Origin of the sequence: Nocardia violaceofusca NBRC 14427, assembly GCF_963869435.1 — a bacterium.
GTDB classification, from domain to species: Bacteria; Actinomycetota; Actinomycetes; order Mycobacteriales; family Mycobacteriaceae; genus Nocardia; species Nocardia aobensis.
In genome coordinates this window covers 163243-185606 of record NZ_CAWMPM010000001.1, presented here as the reverse complement: position 1 = coordinate 185606, position 22364 = coordinate 163243, and the positions used below count along the sequence as shown (strand labels likewise).

17 protein-coding genes are annotated in these 22364 nt (G+C 69.9%); 6 read left to right on the top strand and 11 right to left on the bottom strand.

The features are described 5' to 3' along the window. Positions 1–55 precede the first annotated feature (55 nt). Complete coding sequence (locus AC5592_RS00930; protein WP_063063180.1) at positions 56–3331, bottom strand: ATP-binding protein; 3276 nt, start codon at positions 3329–3331, stop codon at positions 56–58. Between the two features lie 102 nt (positions 3332–3433). Here AC5592_RS00930 and AC5592_RS00925 point away from each other — a divergent pair, with 102 nt between their 5' ends. Further along, positions 3434–4108 carry a hemerythrin domain-containing protein gene (locus AC5592_RS00925; protein ID WP_063063067.1) on the top strand — a complete coding sequence of 225 codons (675 nt, stop codon included), beginning with the start codon at positions 3434–3436 and terminating at the stop codon, positions 4106–4108. Between the two features lie 19 nt (positions 4109–4127). Here the strand turns inward: AC5592_RS00925 and AC5592_RS00920 are convergent, their stop codons facing one another. From AC5592_RS00920 to AC5592_RS00910, 3 genes are read right to left on the bottom strand one after another with little or no spacing between them, the layout of a single operon-like run. After that, the gene (locus tag AC5592_RS00920; RefSeq protein WP_063063066.1) at positions 4128–5036 is read right to left on the bottom strand and encodes an ArgK/MeaB family GTPase; all 909 of its coding nucleotides are present in this window, start codon (positions 5034–5036) and stop codon (positions 4128–4130) included. Then, entirely contained in the window at positions 5033–6178 is a 1146-nt protein-coding gene (locus tag AC5592_RS00915; RefSeq protein ID WP_063063065.1) for a thiolase family protein, read from the bottom strand. Before AC5592_RS00915 ends, AC5592_RS00920 begins: the two co-directional genes overlap by 4 nt. Next, entirely contained in the window at positions 6171–7607 is a 1437-nt protein-coding gene (locus AC5592_RS00910) for a class I adenylate-forming enzyme family protein (RefSeq protein ID WP_063063064.1), read from the bottom strand. Before AC5592_RS00910 ends, AC5592_RS00915 begins: the two co-directional genes overlap by 8 nt. 53 nt (positions 7608–7660) lie before the next feature. Here AC5592_RS00910 and AC5592_RS00905 point away from each other — a divergent pair, with 53 nt between their 5' ends. Together AC5592_RS00905 and AC5592_RS00900 are read left to right on the top strand one after the other, a co-directional pair. After that, positions 7661–8425 carry an SDR family NAD(P)-dependent oxidoreductase gene (locus tag AC5592_RS00905; protein ID WP_063063063.1) on the top strand — a complete coding sequence of 255 codons (765 nt, stop codon included), beginning with the start codon at positions 7661–7663 and terminating at the stop codon, positions 8423–8425. Continuing rightward, positions 8422–9171: an SDR family NAD(P)-dependent oxidoreductase gene (locus AC5592_RS00900; protein ID WP_036510083.1), complete on the top strand. Its 750-nt coding sequence runs from the start codon at positions 8422–8424 to the stop codon at positions 9169–9171. Before AC5592_RS00905 ends, AC5592_RS00900 begins: the two co-directional genes overlap by 4 nt. Positions 9172–9184: 13 nt before the next feature. On the opposite strand, the gene AC5592_RS00895 is transcribed toward AC5592_RS00900, so the two are convergent. From AC5592_RS00895 to AC5592_RS00875, 5 genes are read right to left on the bottom strand one after another with little or no spacing between them, the layout of a single operon-like run. After that, entirely contained in the window at positions 9185–9997 is an 813-nt protein-coding gene (locus AC5592_RS00895; protein ID WP_063063179.1) for an LLM class flavin-dependent oxidoreductase, read from the bottom strand. 59 nt (positions 9998–10056) lie between these two features. Continuing rightward, a complete protein-coding gene (locus tag AC5592_RS00890; RefSeq protein ID WP_036510076.1) occupies positions 10057–10836 on the bottom strand; it encodes an enoyl-CoA hydratase/isomerase family protein in 780 nt (259 codons plus the stop codon). Position 10837: 1 nt separating this feature from the next. Then, positions 10838–11926: an acyl-CoA dehydrogenase family protein gene (locus tag AC5592_RS00885; RefSeq protein ID WP_063063062.1), complete on the bottom strand. Its 1089-nt coding sequence runs from the start codon at positions 11924–11926 to the stop codon at positions 10838–10840. Next, complete coding sequence (locus AC5592_RS00880) at positions 11913–12818, bottom strand: acyl-CoA dehydrogenase family protein (protein ID WP_063063178.1); 906 nt, start codon at positions 12816–12818, stop codon at positions 11913–11915. The genes AC5592_RS00885 and AC5592_RS00880 overlap by 14 nt, the downstream gene beginning before the upstream one ends. Then, a complete protein-coding gene (locus AC5592_RS00875; protein ID WP_063063061.1) occupies positions 12796–14199 on the bottom strand; it encodes a class I adenylate-forming enzyme family protein in 1404 nt (467 codons plus the stop codon). The genes AC5592_RS00880 and AC5592_RS00875 overlap by 23 nt, the downstream gene beginning before the upstream one ends. 73 nt (positions 14200–14272) lie before the next feature. Between AC5592_RS00875 and AC5592_RS00870 the strand changes: the two genes are divergently transcribed. Beyond that, positions 14273–15289, top strand: coding sequence for a ferredoxin--NADP reductase (locus tag AC5592_RS00870; RefSeq protein ID WP_063063060.1), 1017 nt, complete (start codon positions 14273–14275; stop codon positions 15287–15289). 96 nt (positions 15290–15385) lie between these two features. Here the strand turns inward: AC5592_RS00870 and AC5592_RS00865 are convergent, their stop codons facing one another. Next, a complete protein-coding gene (locus tag AC5592_RS00865; protein ID WP_084506250.1) occupies positions 15386–16501 on the bottom strand; it encodes a CaiB/BaiF CoA transferase family protein in 1116 nt (371 codons plus the stop codon). Then, a complete protein-coding gene (locus AC5592_RS00860; protein ID WP_063063177.1) occupies positions 16498–17454 on the bottom strand; it encodes a TIGR03564 family F420-dependent LLM class oxidoreductase in 957 nt (318 codons plus the stop codon). Before AC5592_RS00860 ends, AC5592_RS00865 begins: the two co-directional genes overlap by 4 nt. 662 nt (positions 17455–18116) lie before the next feature. Between AC5592_RS00860 and AC5592_RS00855 the strand changes: the two genes are divergently transcribed. Then, complete coding sequence (locus tag AC5592_RS00855) at positions 18117–21389, top strand: arabinosyltransferase domain-containing protein (protein WP_063063058.1); 3273 nt, start codon at positions 18117–18119, stop codon at positions 21387–21389. A gap of 36 nt (positions 21390–21425) precedes the next feature. Next, positions 21426–22208: a Mut7-C RNAse domain-containing protein gene (locus AC5592_RS00850; RefSeq protein ID WP_063063057.1), complete on the top strand. Its 783-nt coding sequence runs from the start codon at positions 21426–21428 to the stop codon at positions 22206–22208. The last annotated feature ends 156 nt before the right edge of the window (positions 22209–22364 follow it).

Below are 22364 nucleotides of genomic sequence, written 5' to 3'. Positions count from 1 at the left end.
GAAGGCGGTCGGGTACCGACGATCCGGATCCGGCTTGTGAGCGACCAGTGACCGATCAGTGGTCGAGACGCACGCGAGCGGCGTCGATCCACCCCTGGTTCGCGCAGCCCTCGGCGAGGCGCAGGGCCGCACGGTGGTGTCCGCCGGCGAGATCCGGATCGCCGCACCGCGCCGCCAGGTCTCCCAGCACGAGATCGACCGGGCCGACGGTGAACGACCCGGTGTCGGCGCCACCGAGACGATCGCGATACCGCAGCAGGTCCCGGTAGATGGCGGTGGCCTCCTCCGCCGTGCCGAGCGCCGCGATCACCATGCCGCGCAGGGTGAGGAACAGCGAGCGGAACAGGTCTTCGGGAACCGGTCGCGCGCGGCTTCGGACGCGGGCCGCCGCCGCCCGGTCACCGGCGGCGAGCAGGACGAGCGCGTGGAAGTCGACGGTCGCGTCCGCGGTGTCCGCCGAGGCGCTTCGGATGAATTCCTCGATCGTCTCGGCCAGTTCCCCGGCCCGGCCCTGATACAGGCGGACCGTGAACAGCGCCATGAGCGGGAGGGTGCCGGCATTGAAAATGCCTGTGCGGGCGAGCAATTCGGCGGCCTCCACGTAGCGCCGCTCGGCGTCGTCGGCGTCGCCGCCCACCAGTGCCAGCAGTCCCCGGGCCATCGCGTTCGCCGCCTGGGCTTGCCGCCACTGATATCGGTCGGCCGGCACGGTGGCCGCCGCGAGATGTGCGCGGGCCGCCTCGAGATCGCCGGCGAAGGCGGCGGCCTGCAGCGCGACGGTGTGACCCAGCAGCAGGTAGGCATGGTGATCGTTGCGCTGCCCGATCTCGATCAGTTCCGCGCCGAGCGCACCGCGATCCGGACTGTCGTAGAGCGAAGCCCGGGCCTGCAGCGCCGGTGCGAGCAGTGTGTCGTCGCGGAGGTCGCGGGCGAGAGCCTCGGCGTCAGCGGCCACCCGGCGCGCCCGGTCGAGTTCGGCGCCACCGATCTCCTCGACCAGCGCGACCGACAGCCGGCACCGGTCGGCGGCTGCCAGACCGGGATACCGCAGCGCGGTCTCGAGGCGGGCGACCACGGCGTGGTCGACGACACCGTAGCGCCGGTTCATCCAGGGCGTCGGGGCCTCCCAGGCGGTGAACGCCCGCACCAGCAGGTCGGGCCGATCGGCGTCCTCGGCCAGCGTCGCGGCGCGGTCGCGGGCGGCGCGCGCGGCGAGGCCGGCGCCGCAGACGAGGTGACTGCGTCCGGCTCGGCACAGCAATGCCACCCGCTCGTCGACGGTATCGCCGCCGGGATGGCGTTCGAGCGCGCGGGCCGCGCGTTCGTATCCGGCGGCGGCGACGTCGTGGGCGAAGCGCCGCTCGGCCCGCTGCGCCGCGGCCACCGCGTAGTCGGCGGCTCGCCGCGCGGTCTGCGGTGTCACCGATTCCCCGTAGTGGTAGGCGAGGGCGGTGAGATCGGTCGGGTCGAGCTCCTCGACCGCGGCGCCGATGCGGCGATGCCAGCGGTCGCGGCGGATCCGCGACAGATCCCCCAGCAACGTGTCCCGCACCAGGACATGGGCGAAACGCGCTCGCCCACTGGCGGGTTCGTGCAGGAGCCCGGCGACCACTCCGGCCTCGACCGCGTCCAGCACCTCCTCCTCCCCCACCTCCGCGGCCCGCACCAGAACCGCGAGGTCGAACTCGCGGCCGATCACCGCGGCCAGACGCAGTACGGACACGGCCGTCTCGGGAAGCCGGGACAGCCTGCGGCGCAGCACATCTCGCACACCGTCGGGGACCTCGGACGCGGCGACCAGCTCACCCTCGCTCTGCAACAGGCGCGCGATCTCGATGAGGTAGAAGGGATTGCCGCCGGTGCGATCGTGCAATGTCGCCACCACCGGAGCCGCGGGTACGCCTCCGATCAGAGTGCCGACGAGCCGGGCACTGTCGGCGGCCCCGAGGCCGCGCAACCGGATTCGCGCCTGGACAGTGGTCGCCGAGCTCGCCAGCGCATCGGCCAGCGCGGGCGGCACCTCGTCCGGCCGGTAGCCGATCACCATGAAGACCGGCGCCCGGGTGGCCACCGCGGCGAGCAGCGCCGCGGTCTCGGCATCACACCGATGGGCGTCGTCGAGCAGGATCGCCAGCGGCCGCGCGTGCGCCACAGTGGTGAGATAGTCGATCACCGCCCGGTGCAGCAGGAAACGGCCGTGCGCGCGGTCGGCCCGATCAGGCCCCGCGCCGTCGGTGAGCAGCGGCGCGAGTGCGGGCGCCAGTTCCCCGGGATGGTGCTCACCGGCCAGGGTCCGCAGGATCTCGACCCACGGCCACGCCGACGGGGCGGCCTCGTCCTCCGGGCAGCGACCGATCACCACGCGATATCCCGTGTCGCGCACGTCGTCGCGAAGACGGTGCAGCAGAGCGGTTTTCCCGCTGCCCGCCTCACCCGCCACGGTCGCCGTCCGTGGTCCGTCGCCTCGGGCGGCCGCATGCAGCGCGGCGAGTTCGGCGTCGCGGCCGAACAGGACGGTCGCCGTGGACGCCGGGGCCGGGTCGCGCGGCGGGAACGACTCCGCGATCACTCTCTCCTGCACCGGGATTCGCTGCGCGAGAATGTCGGCTTCCAATCGCGTCAGCGCGGGACCCGGATCGATGCCGAGTTCGTCGGCGAGGATCTCGCGCGCCTGCCGCAGTGCGGCGAGTGCGTCCGCTTGGCGCCCGGCCCGATAGCGCGCCAGCGCGGTGAGCCGCCAGGCCTCCTCACGCAACGGGTGTTCGCGGGTCAGGACTTCGGCTTCGGCCGCCGCCAGCGCGGGTTCGTCCTGATCGAGCAGCGCCGCCGCCAGCTGTTCGCGCGCACTGAGCCGCAATTCCTCGAGCCGCGCCGCCTCCGCGGTCGCCCAGGCCTCCTGCGCATAGGCTCCGTACGCAGGGCCCTGCCAGCGTGCCAGCGCCTGCTCGAGGGCGCGGCGCCGCCGCTGTGGATCCGTCTGTCGCGCGGCCAGATCCAGCTCCGCGCCGAACAACCAGGCATCGACCGCCTCGGTGCCGAGCCGCAGCGCGTATCCGGGGGCGCGGCTGACCAGAACCGCTGCCGGTGCGCGCGGCGCTCGTTCCGGCTCCAGCAGCCGCCGCAGATTGGATACGTAGGCCTGCAGCGAGCCCAACGCCCGCGGCGGCGGCTCGCCCCGCCACAGGTCGTCGATCAGTCGGTCGACCGGCACCACCTCGCCCCGGGCGACCAGCAGCCGGGCCAGTACGCCGCGCTGCCGCGGACCGCCGAGATCGAGTTCACCGTGCTCGTCCGACGCGGTCAGCGCTCCGAGGACCCGAATCCGAACCATGATGCGCAAAGTCTAGGACGGCGGCCGCCAAGTGCGTCTCGAGTCGGCTGCAAGCGGCCGGCGTCACCCTCGTCGCAGTTCTCGACACCAACAGGAGCCGCCATGTCCACCGCCGTTGCGCCCACCCGCCCCGATACCTTCGACATGCTCGTCGTGCACAACGCCTTTCGCAGTCACTTCCGCGCGCTTCCCGGCCTCGTCGCCCGGGTCGATGCGGGCGAGGTCGAGCGCGCCCGGCAGCTCGCGGCGTTCCTGGACGAGTTGTGCACCGGACTGCACGAGCATCACACCGGCGAGGACGAGCTGATGTGGCCGCTGCTGCTCGAACGCGCCCCGATGCATGCCGGCGCGATACTGCGCATGGAGGAACAGCACGAGCGCATCGCGGAGCTGGTTCGGCGCGCGCGGCGTGACGCGGACGAATTCACGACGGCCGCATCGGCTTCGGTGCGTGATCGGCTCGCCGAAACCCTGCGGACGCTCGCCGCCGCCCTGGACGAACACCTGGCCGAAGAGGAACGCCAGGTCCTGGCCGTCGTCGAGGAGGTCATGACCGTCGCGGAGTGGCGGGCTCTCGGCGAGCGCGGCCGCGCGCAGATGCCGAGGAACCGCCAACTGGTCTTTCTCGGCTTCATGATGCACACGGCGTCCGAATCCCAGCGGCGCAAACTTCTCGCGGAGATGCCGCCGGCGGCACGCCTGGCCTGGCGGGTGCTCGGGCGGCGCGGCTTCGCCCGGGAGTATCGCGCGATCTACCGCCGCGATCCCGAGTGGTGAGCGACCACCCCCCGCGCGCTCACCACCGGATGGCCGGCGCCGGAACGGCGGCGGAGCGTGGCACCAGCCGTTCCGCGGCGGTATAGGCATCCACCGTCCCCGCGGCGACGTCCGCGGCGAGGCGGTCCAGATCCGGGTGGGCTCGCACTCTGGTGTGCACCAGCGACAGGATCTGCACGCGGGCGCGGGCGATGCGGCGTTCCGGGTCGTCGCCGCGCTGGTGCGCGTCGATGGCCCGGGCCAGTTCGGGTATTCCGGTGCCGTTCTCGGCGACGAGGGTGAGGATGGGGGCCGACGATTCACCGCGCAGTTCCCGCACCGTCCGGTCGGCGCCGGGCCGGTCGGCCTTGTTCACCACGAGGATGTCGGCGACCTCCAGCAGCCCCGCCTTGGCGGCTTGAATCGCGTCTCCCGCACCGGGATTCAGAATGACCACGGTCGGATCGGCGACCGCGGCGACCTCGATCTCCGATTGCCCGACCCCGACCGTCTCGACCACGATCCGGTCGTAGCCGAGGTCGGTGAGGAGCCGGATCGCGGCCGGCACCACGGCAGCCAGGCCGCCGATATGCCCACGGGTGGCCACCGAGCGGATCAGCACACCGGGGTCACCGACGTGGGCCGACATCCGGATGCGGTCACCGAGCAGGGCGCCGCCGCTGTAGGGCGAGGACGGATCCACCGCCAGGACGGCCACTCGTGCCCCCTGCGCCCGGTACGTGCCGACCAGTGCCGCGACCGTGGTCGACTTCCCGGCGCCCGGCGGCCCGGTGACGCCCAGGACCCGAGGCGTGACCGGGCCGAGCAGCGCGAGAACCTCGTCGCGGCTGCCGTTCTCGACCATGCTCAGCAGCCGCCCGGTGGCTCGCAGGGAACCGTCCCGGGCGGCGGTGAGCAGCCGCTTGGCCTCCCGCCCGGCGGTGGTCACGGGGCGGGCACCTCGACCACGGTCGCCGATCCCATCCCGCCACCGGCGCACAGCGCCGCGATACCGAATCCGCCACCGCGACGGCGCAATTCGTGGACCAGGGTGACGATCATGCGCGCGCCGGTGGCGGCCACGGGATGCCCCAGCGAGCAGCCGCTGCCGCTGTAGTTCACCCGCTCGGGATCCAGGTCCAGCGCCTTGACCGCGGCCAGCGGAACCGAGGCGAAGGCCTCGTTGATTTCGATCAGCTTCACCTCCGACAGTGAGATACCCGCCCGCGCAACCGCTTTGGTGATCGCCTCGATCGGCGCCAGGCCGGTGTCGGCCGGGTCCACTCCCACCGACGCCCACGAGCGGATGACGCCCAGCACCGGCAGGCCCAGCCGATCCGAGGCGATCGCCAGCGCGGCGGCGCCGTCGTTGGATCCGGAGGCGTTACCCGCGGTGACGGAGAACCCCTCGATCTCCGGATGCAGCACCTTCAGTCCCGCGAGGCGTTCCAGGCTGGTGTCGCGGCGCGGATGTTCGTCGACGCAGAATTCGCCGTGCGGCGTCTCGATCGGGACGATCTCCTCCTTGAACCGGCCCTCGTCGATGGCCGCGATCGCGTTGCGGTGCGAACGCAAGGCCCAGGCGTCCATCTCCGAGCGCGAAATCCCGGCCTTGACGGCGGTATTCCAGCCGACGGTGATCGACATGTCCAGATTCGGCGCGTCCGGGCGGTTCGGATGCGACGGCGAGACCCACGGGTCGATCCATTCGTCGGCACCGACCCGGAACCGCACCCGCGGCCCGGTCGAATCGGAATTCACACCACCCGCGATGACGAGTTCGTCCATCCCCGCGCGGATTCCGGCCGCCGCGCTCTGCACCGCGGCCATTCCCGCCGCGCAGTGCCGGTTGGCGGCCAGACCCGGCACCGTGGTGAGCCCCGCCGTGACCGCGGCGTGGCGAGCCAGCACCCCGCCGCCGTAGCGGCCTTCGCCGAGGACGACGTCGTCCACCCGGCCCGGGTCGATATCGCGCGCGAGGGCCGCGACCACGTGGTGGGCGAGGTCGAAGGCGTTGGTATCACGCAGCGTGCCCTTGCGCGCGGTGCCGATGGGGGTCCGCACGGCGGACACGATGACGGCTTCAGGCATGGGAGCTCTCCAATTCGGCGACGAGGTTGCGGCGCAACAGTTTTCCGGTTTCGGTCTTGGGCAGTTCGGCGCGGAACACGATCGCGTCGGGCGTCTTCGAGGACCGCATCCGCTCGCGCACCCACCGCTTGATCTCTTCGGGATCACCGGCGCCCACCACGACCGCGATCAGCCGCTGCCCCCATTCCGGGTCGGCCACCCCGATCACCGCGGCCTCGCTGATGCCGGGGTGGGTCAGGAGCACGTCCTCGATTTCGGCCGGCGCGATGTTCTCCCCGCCGCGAATGATCGTGTCGTCGGCGCGGCCCTCGATGAACAGATAGCCGTCGTCGTCCAGCCTGCCCAGATCGCGGGTGCCGAACCAGCCGTTCGCGTCGAGCGCGGTGCGCGCACCGTATTCCCCCGAGATCTGCTCGCCGCGCACGAACACGAGGCCGGTCTGCCCGATGGGCAGCGATTCTCCCGCGGCGCTGCGGATGTCGAATTCGACGCCGGGCAGCGCCCGGCCGACGGAGCCCAGCCGCTCGCGGATCGCGGGATCGGTCGCGGCCTGCGCGGCGCGGTGATCCTCCGGGCCGAGCACCGCCACCGAGGAGGCGGTTTCGGTGAGGCCGTAGGCATTGACGAAGCCGGTGCCGGGGAACATCGCCAGCGCCCGCTCCAGTACCGGTCGCGGCATCCGCGAACCGCCGTAGGCCAGGCTCGCCAGTGTCGGTGTGTCCGCGGCGGCATTGTCGGCCGCGGTGACGATGCGGGCCAGCATGGTCGGCACCAGCATGGCGTGCGTGATCCGTTCGGCCCGAACAGTGTCCAGCCATCGCTGCGGGTCGAACGCGGGCAGATACACCACCCGGCGGCCGCTGTAGAGATTGGACAGCAGGTTGGTGAGGCCGGCGATGTGGTAGGGCGGCACCGACACCAGGGCGGCGTCGGATTCCGCGGCCGCGCCGAATTCCATCGTGTTCAGCAGGTAGGCCATCAGATGCCGGTGCCGCAGCAGCGCCGCCTTGGGTTCGGAGGTGGTGCCGCTGGTGTAGATGATCGCGGCCACCGCATCACCGTCCCACGGTGCCGGCTGCGGTTCCGGATCGGGCTGTGCCGCATCGATTTCCACCAGGGCGTCCAGATCCTCGGGGCGCAGCACCCGCGCACCCGGATGCCGTGCCAGCAGTGCCGACAGCTGGTGTTCGCCGAGTCGATAGTTCAGCGGCACGAACGGCACCGCGGCCAGGACCGCGCCGAACAGCGCCACCGGATAGGCCAGGTGGTTCGCGCCCAGATACAGCACCGCCGAACTGTCGGCGAAGTCCGCGGCCGCGCGGCGCGCCAGCCGTAGCAGCTGCGCCGCCGTGAGAGATCGGCCGTCGACGGTGATCACCGGCCGGTTTCCGGCCGAGGCCGCCATCTCGAGGATCATGCTAATGTTCATGAGAACATTATTCTCTCAGTAAGAGAGTGTTGATTTCAAGAGAGGGCAGTGTCATGGAGATCAGCGGTAGCTCCGCGATCGTGGTGGGCGGAACCGGCGGACTGGGCGAGGCGACCGTGCGACGGCTGCACGCCGCGGGAGCCAGGGTGGTGGTGGCCGACGTCGCCGACGACAAGGGCAAGGAGCTCGCCGCCGAACTCGGTATCCGCTATGTGCACACCGATGCCACCAGCGAGGAGTCGGTGCAGGCGGCGATCGCCGAGGCGCAATCGCTGGGCCCGCTGCGCATCTCGGTGGACGCGCACGGCGGACCGGCCAGCGGTGGCCGATTGGTCGGCAAGGACGGCAGCCCGCTCGCGCTGGACGGCTTCCGCACCACGATCGAGTTCTATCTCACCGCCGTGTTCAACGTGCTGCGGCTCTCGGCCGCGGCGATCGCGCAGTCGGAGCCGGAAGAGGAGGGCCGGCGAGGTGTCATCGTCAACACCGCCTCGATCGCCGCCTACGAGGGCCAGATCGGGCAGTTGCCGTATTCGGCGGCCAAGGGCGGCGTGGTCGGCATGACCCTGGTCGCCGCACGCGACCTGTCGCCGCTGGGTATCCGGGTGGTGACCATCGCACCCGGCACGTTCAACACCCCGGCCTACGGTAAGGCCGCCGATCAGCTGGAAACCTATTGGGGCAAACAGGTTCCGCATCCCAAGCGGATGGGCCGGTCCCCGGAATACGCGCAACTGGTGCAGTCCATCGTGGAGAACGATTACCTCAACGGTGAGGTCATCCGCCTCGACGGCGCGCTGCGCTTTCCGCCCAAATGACCGCTCTGACGGGCAAAGTCGCGTTCGTGGCGGGCGCCAGCCGTGGTATCGGCGCCGCGATCGCACACGGTCTGGCGGCGGCGGGGGCCGAGGTGGCCGTCGCCGCTCGCTCGCGGGAACCAGGGCGGTTACCCGGAACCATCCACTCGGTGGCGCAGCGCATCACCGCATCCGGCGGCCGGGCCCTGCCGGTGGCGTGCGACGTCACCGACGCCGAATCGGTCGACACTGCTCTGGCGGCAACGATTTCCGCATTCGGCGGAATCGACATCGTCGTCGCGAATGCCGGGGTCCTCGCGCTGAGCCCGATCGAATCCACCCCGGACGCGCGCTGGCAGCGCTGCCTGGACGTCAACCTCACCGGCGTCTTCCATGTCACCCGGGCCGCGATTCCGCTGCTGCGCGCCCGTGGTGGCGGTTCGATGATCGCCATCACGACCACTGGTGTCGGCATGCTCGATCGCGGCGCCAACGCCTATTGGATATCCAAGGCCGCGGTGGAACGCATGTATCTGGGGCTGGCGGCCGATCTGCGTGCGGACAATGTCGCGGTGAACTGCCTGTGCCCCTCGCGAGTGGTTCTCACCGAGGGATGGCAGGCGGGCGGGGGCGGACGGCGGATTCCCCCGGAGATGGTCGAGCCACCGGAAACGATGGCGGAGGCCGCGGTACTGCTCGCCGGGCAGGACGCGAGCGGCATCACCGGATCGGTTCAGCAGTCGGAAGTGCTACTGGCACAACGGTAGCGCCCTCCGGGCGCTACGGCCGGGCGCCCCGCACGCCACCGATGACTGCCTCACCGAATTCGGCGAGAGTCTCCGGTTTCGCGAAATCGGTGAACCAGACGTAGAACCGTTCGACGCCCTGCTCGACGGCAGCGGCGAAGTGGGCGATCAGCTCCTCGGCGTTTCCGCACACCAATCCGCTTGCCAGATAACCGAATCGGCGCAGGCTCAGCGCACGCACCTGGCCGGGATCGGCGCCGCGGCCTACGAAACCCACCAACTGCTGGGTGGACACGCGCGCCGACCCCGCCTCCGCCCGCAGTCGCGGCAGCCGGTCGAGCTGGTTGGCCGGCAGGTTCCACCAGTCCGCGTAGCGACGCACCAGCGCCATGGTGGCGGGACCGGACCCGCCGATCACGATCGGGATCCGCGAGGTCGGCATAGGTGCCAGGGCGAGGTCCCCCTCGCCCGCCCAATACCGCGGCAGCAGCGCCAGTGTGCGTTCCAGCCGGGCCCGGCGGGCGGGGCCGTCTTCGTGGCCGATGTCGAAATCGGTCAGCTCCTTCGGCACCGACCCCGAACCGAGCCCGAGTTCGAACCGGCCACCGCTCGCCTCCTGCAGCGCCACCGCCTGTTTCGCCAGCATCGCGGGATGGCGCAGCGCATCACAGAGCACCAGGTGACCGATGCGCAACCGTTCGGTGCGCGCGGCCACCCAGGCGGCCACCGTCATCGCCTCCCACAGCGGCTGCTGTTCGGCGCCGGGCGCCCGCAGATGATCGATGAAGGCGATACCGTCGAATCCGCCGGTCTCGGCCGCGCGGGCCCGCGCCACGATATCGGCCATATCGAGCCGGATCTGCGGAAGGAACAGGTACCACTGCGGATCACCCTCCTGTGCCACGGCTACCTCTTCGCGCCGTTCTTCGGCGCCGACAACCGAGCCAGATTGGTACGCAGATCCTCCGATTGGAAGGTCAGATCCTCGGCGGTGAGCGCGAAGTCGAGCGTGGCCAGCACCGCCCGCTCGAGGTGCAGGTTCAATATCCGTTTGGTGGATTCGACTGCCTGCCTGGGCAACCGGAGGATCCGCTCGGCGCAGGCGCGCGCCTCGGCGACCGGATCGGCGACCACGTGATTGACCAAACCCATCTCCCGCGCCCGCTCGGCCGGGATCCGGTCGCCGGTCAGCGCGTACTCCTTGGCCAGCAGCAGGCTGGTGTGCAGCGGCCAGGTCAGCGGGCCGCCGTCGGCGGCCACCAGCCCCACCTGCACGTGCGGATCGGCCAGATAGGCCTGTTCGGCGATGTAGACGATATCGCTGAGGGCGACCAGACTGCAGCCCAAGCCGACGGCGGGCCCGTTCACGGCGGCCACGACCGGAACCCGGCATCGCGCCATCCCGAGCACGATATCGCGACCGTGCGCAATGGTTTTCGCACGCAACTCGGCGTCGCGGCTCAGTTCGCCGAGGTACGCGAAGTCGCCGCCGGCGGAGAAGGCGCGCCCGGCGCCGGTGAGCACCGCGACACGGGCCTCCCGATCCGCACCGAGCCGGGGCCACAGCCGGGCCAGCCCGGTGTGCAGCGCGTCGTCGACCGCGTTGAGCGCGTCGGGACGGTTCAAGGTGATGATGCGAACCGGGCCCTCGGCCCGGACGTCGACTTCGGCGGGCAGGTCGTACATGTCAGGCTCCCAATCCGAGTATGCGGGCGGCGATGATGTTCTTCTGAATCTGCGAGGTGCCGCCCATGACGCTCTGGGCGCGGCTGTAGAGGTAGGTGCCGAACATGTCGGCGTCGTCGGTGCCGGCGACGGTCAGCGCGGCGTGGCCGACGGCCTGATCCACCCAGGTCATGAGCAGTTTGTCGAGTGAGCCGTCGGGGCCGTGCGAGACGCCGTCCAGCTGTTCGGACAGACGCCGCCGCACATGCAGCCGCAGCATCTCCGATTGCACTGCCGCCCAGGTCAATTCGTCGGGCACCGGCCCGTCGACGCGGTCGGCCAGCACGCGCACCGTCTTGGCGTAGCGGGCCGAATAGCCGAGTGTCGACGGTTCCCGTTCGTGACCGACCACGGTCATCGCCAGCTTCCAGCCTTCACCCGGCGCGCCGACCATCCGGTCGGCGGGCACGGTGGCGCCGTCGAAACCGACCTGACCGAATTCGGTGGTGATACCACTGATCATGCGCAGCGGCCGCTGCTGCACACCCGGCTGCTTCATCGACACGATGAAGGCCGAAATCCCTTTGTGCCGTGGCGCTTGCGGATCGGTGCGGGCCAGGAGCAAACACCAGTCCGCGACATCGGAGTAGCTGGTCCAGATCTTGTGGCCGTGGATCACGTAGTGGTCGCCGTCGAGGGTGGCGCTGGTGGTGAGTGCGGCGAGATCCGATCCGGCGCCCGGTTCGCTGAAGCCCTGGCACCAGCGTTCGGTGCCGTCGATCATGCCGGGCAGGAATCGCTGCTGCAGGTCCTTGCCGGCGTGACGGCCCAGTCCCTGGATCAGATAGCCCAGACTCGGCCGGGGCGGGGCGCACGCGCGGGCCAGTTCCTCGTCGACGATCACGTCGTAGACCGGCGGCAGATCGTGTCCGCCGAACTCCTTCGGCCACGACGACCCGAAGAAGCCCGCCTGGTACAGGGCGCGGTGCCACTCCCCTTGGCGGGCCCAGTATTCGTCCCCGGAAGTCGGGAAGTCGCCGGCGACCTCGGACAGCCAGCGGCGCAACCGCTCCCGGAATTCGGCCTCGGCCGGTGAGTCACGAAAGTCCACGGGCGATCTCCTCCAGACGGACGGGAAACAGTTCGGTCGAGACCAGGACGCGGCGAAGATAGATGTGCGCCAGGCATTCCCAGGTGTTGCCGATGCCGCCGTGCACCTGGATGGCGGTTTCGCACACGGTGCGGGCGGCGCGGGCGCAGTAGATCTTGGCGATGCGGGCGGCACGCACCGCCTCGTCGGGCGCCAGTTCGTCCACCCCCCAGGCGGCGTAGCGCAGCACACTGACCGAACCTTCGATCAGCGCCTGCGATTCGGCGAGCAGGTGCGCGACGGCTTGATAGGAGCCGATCGTCTCGCCGTACTGTGCACGGACTTTCGCGTAGTCGACGGCCAGCCGCTGCGCGCCCCGGGCGGCGCCCAGCAGATCCGCGGTGGTGCCGACCAGCGCGAGCGCGAACCATTGCGACGCCTGATCGGCCGACAGTTCCCCGATGTGTTCGAGCCGTCCGTCGAGGCCGGCCGCCGTCCGGGTCGGATCCGCCAGCGGTGCGGCGGACCCCAGCCGGCCGGCCAGCACCTGGCCGTCGGCGAGTACCACCGCTCGATCGCATCCGGCCGCGTCGACGGCGCGGCCACGCACTCCCAGCGTCCAACGCCCCTCGTCTCCGGCGGGGTGGCCGCGCAGGTCATCGGCCAGCACCGGTCCCAGAAACGCCACATCGACCAGTCCACGCGCGAACTCCTCGGCCACCAGCGCCACTTCCACACCCGACGCTCCGTCGGAGCGCAGGGCTCGCCATCCGGTCAGCTCGACGGTCTTGTCCAGCCGCGTGATCCGCTCCCGATCGGCCAGGTCCGCCACCGAACCGGGGCCCAGATCGTCGGCCAATTTCGCTGCGGCATCACGTAATTGGCGCTGTTCACTGGTCAGACGGACGTCCATGGCGCTCCTCGAGAACTCGGCGCAGCACCTTGCCGGACGGCAGGCGCGGGATTTCGGGGACGAAGACCACCCGGCGCAACCGCTTGTATCCGGCCAGGCGATCGGCGACCAGCGCGGACAACTCCTCCGCGGTGACCGGCGCGGCGGCCGACACCGCGGCGACGATCGCCTCGCCGTCGGCGCCGTCGGCCACGCCGAAAACCGCGCAGTCGGCGACCGCCGGATGCCCGTGCAGGACGGATTCGATTTCGGCGGGCGCGACCTGGAAGCCGCGGACCTTGATCATCTCCTTCACCCGGTCGGTGATGCGGACCCAGCCGTCGGTGTCGATCCACCCGACGTCGCCGGTGCGATACCAGCCGTCCACCACGGCCCCCGCGTCGGCGCCGTCGGGCAGATAGCCCGCCATCAGCGACGGCGACCGCGCCTGGATCTCCCCGATCTCCCCGGGCGGCAACGTTTTTCCGTCGTCGAGCGACACCGTCCGCAGGCACACCCCGGGCGCGGCCCGTCCCACCGTGTCCAGCCGGGCGCCCTCGATCGGATTGCAGGCCAGCACCGGCAGTTCGGTGGCCCCGTAGGCCGGCAGCCAGCGCACGCCCGTGCGGCGGGTGACGGTTTCGGCCACGCTCACCGTCACCGGCGTCGCGCCCCACATGATGTAGCGCAGCGAGGACAGGTCGAACGATTCCAACTGCGGATGCGAGGCGATGGCCAGCGCGATCGGCGCCACCGCCATCTCCACGGTGATCCGGTCGCGTTCGATGCTGCGCAGCATCGACTCCGGATCGAAGCGGCGATGCAGCCGCATCCAGGCGCCGACGCGCAGCGCGGTGACGATGTTGAGCAGGCCGAGAATATGGGACGGCGGGGTCAGGATCTGGATTCGGTCGTCGCTACCCAGCTCGAGCACCTGCCGCCAGTCGCGCACCGCGGCGTCGAACGAGGCGTGGGTGTGGCGCACCGCCTTCGGCAGGCCGGTCGTGCCGGAGCTGAACACCAGCACCGCATCCGATTTCGGATCCGGCGGGTCGAATTCTTCGCGACTGGGCGTGATCGGTTCGTCGAGATCGAGCATGGGCATCAGTTCGGCCAGTACGGGATGGTCGCCGATCGCGAATCCCGGGGTGGTGATCGCGAGCGCGTGCTCGGCCTCGGCTCGCCGCCACGCCGGGCTCAGCAGGACCACGGCCGCGCCGAGCTTCCACGCGGCCAGCACCGCGAGGACGAATTCCGGGCGGTTGGACGACATCACGGCGATCCGGCTGCCCGACCGGACGCCGCGATCGCGCAGCGTCCACGCGAGTCCGCCGGCCAGCTCGTCGAGCTGCGACAGGCTGTAGTGCCGATCGTCGAACACGATCGCCGCCGGCTCGGTCATGAGAAAATCCCATCTCGTTCAGGAGAACGCTATTCTCTTTTTATAAGAATCTTAATACCAGGAGAGGCGTTCCATGGCGAGTCCCCCGATGTTCCGGCCCGCGACCGTGACCCGGATCGTGAAGGAGTGCGCCGATGCGCGGACCTTCGTGCTGGCCCCGCACGACGGCCCGCTCACCTATCGCGCCGGACAGTTCTGCACCTTCCGGGTCCGGGTCGACGGCATCGAGCTGTACCGGTCCTATTCGATGTCCAGCGCACCGGAAACCGACGCCGAACTGATGACCACGGTCAAACGGGTTCCGGGCGGCAAGGTCTCGAACTGGTTGCTGGACACCGTGTCCGAGGGCGACGAGATCGACATGGGCCGACCCACCGGCCGATTCTGCCTGCGCGACACCGAGGTTCCGCTCCTGGGGTTCAGCGGCGGCAGCGGGATCACGCCGGTGTTGTCGCTGACCAAGAGCGCGCTGGCCACCACCGCGCGGCAGGTGCGACTGCTGTGCGCGGACCGCGACGCCGAGTCGGTCATCTTCGGCACCACGCTGCTCGAGCTGGCGGAGCGCTATCGCGGCCGGCTCCAGGTGGTCCGGCATCTCGACAGCGCGGCCGGACTACTCGATCCCGCGGCGGTGCGTGAGTTCGTCGGCGCGGACGGTCACGCCGACAGCTATGTATGCGGGCCGGAGAAATTCATGGAAATGGTGGAGGGTGCGCTTCCCGGCCCGGGGGTGGTCTTCAGCGAACGCTTCGGCGCACCGGTTCCCGAACTCGCCGCCCTCGAGAAAGCCACGCCCGCAACCGAATCCGGCACTGCCGATGGCACTGTCACGATCTTCCTCAACCGCAAGAAGGCGACGGTCGCGCGCCACGCCGGCGAGACACTGCTGGAAAGTGCCCGCCGCGCGGGCCTGACCCCGCCGTTCTCCTGCGAATCCGGCAACTGCGCCACGTGTATGGCCCGGCTCAGCGAGGGCAGCGCCACGATGCGGGTGAACGACGCCCTGGCCGACGACGAGGTCGAGGACGGGTATGTCCTCACCTGCCAGGCGGTGCCGGATACCGAGTCGGTGACCGTCCATTACGAATGAGCGCCCGACGCCGGCGGTCGCCCTCGGTCGGCCGCCTCGGTTCCCGCCCGGTGGCGAGGGCGATGCGGGGGTCGGTGCCGTCGGCCCGTTACCGAATCAAGTCACCGGCTCCGGACTGTCGTGCTCACCCAGCCGGGGCGGCGGGCCGTATTCCGGTGTGTAACCGTCGATTCGGATGGGCGAGGCCACCAGCCGGTAGGTCCCCGCCTCGGCCACCAGTTCGGGAGTGGCGTCGAGCGCTTCGGGCAGCGTGCGCACCGCCGCGGCGGGAATGCCCAGTGGGCGCAGTCTCGCCTCCCAGCTTCGGGCATCGTCGCGGGCCAGCGCGGCGGTCACCGCGGCGAGCACCTCGGCTCGACGGGATACGCGTTCGGCCATGGTGTCGAATCCCGCCACCCCGGCCTCGGCGGCGAAGGTCTTCCAGAAGCGATCATGCGTGACGAACAGCGCCAGGTAACCGTCGGCGGTCGGAAACAGCTGCGCCGGAACGTAATACGAGTGCGCGCCGAACGGACGCCGCTGCGGGCGCTTGTCCTCGTTGAGGTAGGCCGCCGCGTGATAGTTCAATTGCGACAACATCACATCGCGCAGGCAGACGTCCACCTGACCGCCGCGTCCGGACACGATCTGCGCGAGCAGACCCAGCGCCGCGGTCAGGCCGGTGGAGTTGTCGGCGGAGGAATAGCCGGGCAGGGTCGGCGGTCCGTCCGGATCGCCGGTGAGCGCCGCGACCCCCGTGGCGGCCTGCACGATGTAATCGAAGGCCGGATCGTCGCCACCGTAGAGGCCGAATCCGGTGATCGCGACGCAGACGACGGCCGGGTTGAATTCCCGCAGCGACGCATAGGTCAGACCGAGCCGGTGGATCGCGGACGGTTTCAAATTCACCAGCAGCGCATGCGAATTCGCGACCAGCTCACCCAGGCGCGCCCTGCCTTCGACACTGCCGGGATCGAGCCGGATACTGCGCTTGCCGCGGTTCAGGCTCGCGAAGTAGCTGTCGCCGACCTGCCGGGAGATGTCGCCGCCGGCCGGTTCCAGCTTGGTGACCTCGGCGCCCAGGTCCGCGAGCATCATCGTCGCGTACGGACCGGCGAGCATGGTGCCGACCTCGAGAACGCGAATCCCAGCCAGCGGGCCGGCGGAGCTGCGCTGCGGTGAAGCTACGGTCCGCGGGTCCGTGCCGAGCCCCGGAGAAGCGTTGGCGCTCATCGTAATTCCCGGGCCAGTTCCGCGATCATCTCCCGGGTGCGGCGCTTCGATGCGATCAGTTCGTCGCGGCTGTCGCCGATCGGCAGCAGCCGGATCGAGACATCGGTGGCGCCCGCCTCCGCGAAGCGGCGCAGTCCGGCGGCGATGGCGGCCTCGTCACCGGCGACGCAGATGTCACCGACGTCGCGGGCGTCCCCCTGTTCGAGCAGGCGCTGATAGTTGGGCGAGATCTCCGCTTCGCCGAGAATGCGATTGGCCCGCGCTTTCGCCTCCTCGACCTCTCCCGCCCGGCACAGGCAGACCGGCAGCCCCGCCACGATGCGCGGCGGTTTCCGGCCCGCATCGGCCGCGGCCCGGGTGATCTTGGGCGTCACATGATCGGCGATCGCGCGTTCATCGGCCATCCACAGAATCGTTCCGTCGGCCCGCTCTCCCGCGATGCGCAACATCACCGGTCCGAGCGCGGCCACCAGCACCGGCACCGGAGCGACCGGGCCCAGATCGAGCGGATTGTGCACGGTGAATGCGTCGTTCTCCACGTCGACCGCGCCCGGGCCGGCGAGTCCCGCCGCCAGCACATCCAGATAGTCACGGGTGTAGGCCGCCGGACGCTCGTACGGCAAGCCGAGCATGTCACGCACGATCCAGTGATGCGAGGGGCCCACCCCCAGCGCCAGCCGCCCACCCGCGGCGGCCTGCGCCGACACCGCCTGGCGAGCCAGCGCGATCGGATGTTGCGCCTGCAGCGGCACCACGGCGGTCCCCAATTCGATGCGGCGAGTCCGCAATCCCATTGCCGCGACGGTGATCAGCGCGTCGAAATCGCTGGGAATCTGCGGAATCCACGCGGTGTCGAGCCCGGCATCCTCGGCCCAGGCGATGTCGTCGAGCATCCGGCTCAGCTTGCGCGCGGAATCCCCCTTCTCCGGTCCGATCATCACTCCGACACGCACGAAGACCTCCAACCCGCCGCTACGCCGGGCGACCACGTCACCCACTGATGAATACGGTACTTGCGAAAAAAGAGAATGCCAATACCGCTACCGCGGCCGGCGCGGCGACTACGAACGGCTTCCGACCGGCCTTCCGCCCAGGGCACGACAGGTGCGAACCCGTACGGCGTATTCGCCCGCGACATGGGTCCGCGCGGGCATCGAAAGGCGTTCTCGCCGCCTCGTCGAGCGATGACTTCCGGCATACGTTCCGTACGCCGCCAGGGCGGCGGAACCGACCGTGGCCACGACGACAATCATCAGATACAGCAACACCGCGTCTCCTCCCGTCCGAGAGCGTGTTACCCACGATCGAAGTCTGCAGACCGTGGATCGAGCAGGTCGCCGGAGCAACCCGCACACCTTGTCGATCGGAATACCCCGCCGAATAGTTACGTGAGTTAAGCAACCGCGGGTGAGCGAGAGCGCCCCGTGAAAGCTGTTGTCGCCGACCTGAATCGACCGTCCGATCAGCGGGCGATGTCGGCCCGCGCGCAACTCGCCGACCGGAGGCGTCCGCGCCCTCGGAACCCGCCGTCGACTCGGCCGCAGATCCTGAGCGCAGACTGAGAACAACAGACGAAATACCGGATAACAGAAGCGTCACGCTAGCATCGGCGACCGTGGTCGACACGATGGTGAGGGCGGACGGTGCGCCTACTGCAGGCGCGACACCCAGGGCCTCGGGTAGACAGCGCGGCGATTGGGCCGGACCGATAGCGTTCCTCGCCGGGCTGCTGGGCGCGTTGTGCGCCGTCGCGGTGCCGCTGCTGCCGGTGAAGGTGGACCACACCACGCTGTCGTGGCCGCAACAGGACTCTGCCCGCAGTGTCGACGCGCCGCTGGTCACCTACGCGCCGCTGACCTTCGATGCCACCATTCCCGGCCGGTCGATGACGCAACTGAGCGCGCACGGCGGCGTGCTGGCGTCGACGCTGCCCGCCGGTGCGCCGCAACTCGAGAAGTACGGGTTCGTCGCGCGCGTGCGACCGGCACAGGACGGTAAGGCCGCGCAACTCGAGGTCGTGTTGCGCAATCAGTCGCTGCTCACCACACCGATCGATGCGATAGCCGACGGCACCTTGACCGTGCACGCCGATATGTCGTCGACCAAGGTCGGCATCACCGGATCGGATACCGAGGCCGCCACCTTGCCGCCGGGTGACTGGCGGCCCCAGGTGGTCGGCATCTTCAGCGACCTCCCCAAGGCCGAGGGCGCCAAGGTCGTCGCGCAGGTGGACAGCCGGTTCTCGGTGACGCCGACCGTCCTCAAACGCGCGGCCGAAGTTCTGGCGGTCGTGTTCACGCTGGTCGCGCTGGCGGCGCTGTACCGGCTGGACCGCACCGACGGCCGGCGTTCGAGGCGGCTGCTTCCGCAGCGGTGGCGCACGTTCACCGGCGTCGACCTCGTCGTCTTCGCCACGCTGCTGGTGTGGCATTTCATCGGGGCCACCACCTCCGACGACGGCTATCAGTTCGGGATGGCACGGACCTCGCTGGTGTCCGGATATATGGCCAACTACTTCCGGTTCTTCGGCGTTCCGGAGAACCCGGTCGGCACGCCGCCGTACGACATCATCGCGCACATGTCGGAGATCAGCGTCGCGAGCCCGTGGATGCGGCTGCCGACGCTGCTGGCGGCCGTGGTCACCTGGCTGGCGCTGAGCCGGGAGGTGATCCCGCGGCTCGGTGTGGCCGTGCGCCACGACAAGGTGGCGGTGTGGACGGGCGCGCTGGCGTTCCTGGCCGTGTGGCTGCCCTACAACAACGGGCTGCGGCCCGAGCCGGTCGTCGCCGTCTGCGTACTGCTCACCTGGTGCCTCGTGGAGCGCGCCATCGCGACGCACCGGCTGCTGCCGTATGCCCTCGCGATCCTGATCGCCGCGTTCAGTTTCACCGCCGCGCCCTCGGGGATCATCTGTCTGGCGCCGCTGCTGGCGGGACTGCGTTCGGCCGTCGGATTCGGTGTTCCGCGAGCGCGTGAACTCGCCGGTGCCCGGCACGGAACCCCGGTGCCGGCCGCCGCCTGGATCCGGGCGTACGGGGCGCTGCTCGCGCCGCTGGCCGCGGCCGGAATGCTGGTGCTGGCCTTCGCTTTCGCCGTCGAACCGCTCTCGGCGATGTTCGAGATGCAGCGCGTGCACAACCTCGTCGGCCCCTCGGACCCCTGGTACAACGACTACCTGAACTACCAGTGGCTGTTCATGCCGTCGGCCGACGGTTCCATCGCCCGCCGCTTCGGCATGGTCGCGATGTGGCTGAGCCTGCTGGTCTGCGTCTTCGTTCTGCTGCGCAAGGGCGGCCGCATTCCGTTCACCGCGCCCGGACCGGCGCGGCGGCTGCTCGGTGTGACCTTCGGGGCCATGGTGCTGATGGCGACCTGCCCGACGAAATTCACCCATCACAACGGGGTGTACGCCGGGCTGGCGGGATCGGTGGCGGTCCTCACCGCGGTCGCGGTGGGGCCCCGGGTGATGCGTTCACCACGCAACCGCGCCCTGTTCGCGGCGGTGGTGGCGCTGGCGATGGCGCAGATCTTCACCAGCGTCAACCAGTGGTGGTGGGTATCGAGTTTCGGGGTCCCGTGGTGGAACGAGCCCCCTGCCGTTCTCGGCATCGGGTTCAGCAAGATCTTCCTGATCATCGCCGCGCTGTGCCTGCTGCTGGCGATCTGGTGGCATGTGCGGGCGCCCAAACCCGGCATCCCGCACCGGGTTTCGCCGCGCGCGTGGCGCCTGGCGAAGTTCCCGCCCCTGATGGCGGCCGCGGCGATCCTGGTGGTGTTCGAGGTGTTCTCGTTCACCGCGGGCGCGGTGGCGCAATATCCGGGATTCTCGCTGGCATCCTCGAATATCCATGCGGTAGTGGGCAATCCGTGCGGATTGGCCAACAAGGTCCTGGTCGAAACCGATCCCAACGCCTCGATGATGCAGCCGCTGGTCGGCGACCAGTTCTCCACCTTCACCTCCGGTGCGCGCGGATTCGTGCCCGACGGCGTCGGTGACGTCATGTCTCCCGATGAGAAGGAGGAGACCAGCAGCATCGCCAAATCCTTCGGCGACAAACCCGGTACCGGCGAGTCGGCCACCCAGACCGGCGGCGCCCCACTGCCGTACGGGCTCGATACGGCGACCACGCCGGAACTCGGCACCTACGGCGAGGAGCAGCCCGCCGATCTCGTCACCGGCTGGTACCGCCTGCCCGCCCAGCACGACCGCAGCGACATCGTCTCGATCGCCGCGGCGGGGCGCATCCAGGCGGTGGGTCCGAACAACGGATATGTCGGTGGTGAGCCGGTGGAGATCGAATACGGCAGCACCGACTCCCCGACCAGCGCACACGCACTCGGACGGGTGACCCCGATCGACATCGGCCCGGCGCCGTCGTGGCGGAACCTGCGAGTCCCCTTGGACCGAATACCCGCCGCCGCCAACGTGATCCGCATCGTGGCCAAGGATCACAACCTCGATCCACAGCGCTGGGTGGCGCTGACTCCCCCGCGCATACCGAAGACGCACACCCTCAACGACCTGGTCGGCTCGAAGCAACCGGTGCTCCTGGACTGGGCCGTGGGCCTGCAGTTCCCGTGTCAGCGTCCCTTCGACCACAAGGACGGCATCGCCCAGGTACCGGACTGGCGCATCCTGCCCAACCGCCTGGGCGCGGCCGACACCACGATGTGGGAAAGCCACGCGGGCGGCGGTCCGCTGGGCTGGAGTCAGCAATTGCTGCGCTCGCAGACCCTGGCCACGTACCTCGCCTTCGACTGGGACCAGGATTGGGGCGAACTGCAACGCCTCACGCCCATCGATCCCTCGGCGGTCCCGGCGAACCCGGCGGTCACCCAGGAGACCCACAGCGGACTGTGGTCACCGGGCCATATCTACACCTGGTAATCGCGTCGTGTCCCGGAGCAGGACGACAATGGCCGCATGACCGCGAGTGTCGAGCTGCGGGTGTATGCCGAGCTGAACGACTTCGTGCCGCCGGGCGCACGGTACGTCGCGCAGCGGCGTCCGATCCGTCCGCATCAGACCGTGAAAGACATCGTCGAGGCCGCGGGCATCCCGCATACCGAGGTCGACCTCATGCTGGTGAACGGTGAATCCGTCGATTTCGGTCACCACCCGCGGCCGGGCGATCGGCTCGCCGCCTACCCGGTGTTCGAGACCCTCGACATCGGGCCGTCCACGCGGGTCCGTCCCCGCCCTCTGCGCGATCCGCGTTTCATCGTGGACGTCAATCTCGGCGGGCTCGCCCGGCTCATGCGGTTGCTGGGCCTCGACGCCCGAATCCCCTCGGACACCGACGATGCCGCGCTGGCAACGGCCGCCGCCGACGAACACCGGATCATCCTCACCCGCGACCGCGGACTCCTGAAGCGCCGCAATGTGACCCACGGCGTCTTCGTGCGTTCGAACCGGCCCTTCGATCAGCTCGTCGAGGTGATCCGCCGGCTCGATCTGGCCGACCGGCTGACACCGTTCAGCCGCTGCCTGCCCTGCGGGGGCCTGCTGACCGACGTGGCCGAACGAGACGTCATCGACAGGCTCGAACCACTCACCCGCAAGTACTACGACACTTTCAGAGAATGCCGGGATTGCCACCGGATCTACTGGGAGGGTTCGCATCAGCGGCGACTCGACGACCTCGTCACCAGAATTCGAGCCGCAGTCGGAGCGGATCGCCAGGTGCGCCCTCTCACCCGCGACTAGATCATCCACCGCGACGCCGACACGTTTCCACCGGCACCGGCGCAACCGGTGCCCGCCACACGTCCCGCGCTAGATGCAGAAGCTGACGCTCGCCGATCCGGCCGGAAGGTTCAGGCACACGGAAAGCCACTGAATCTGCGTCGCCTGAGCAGCTGT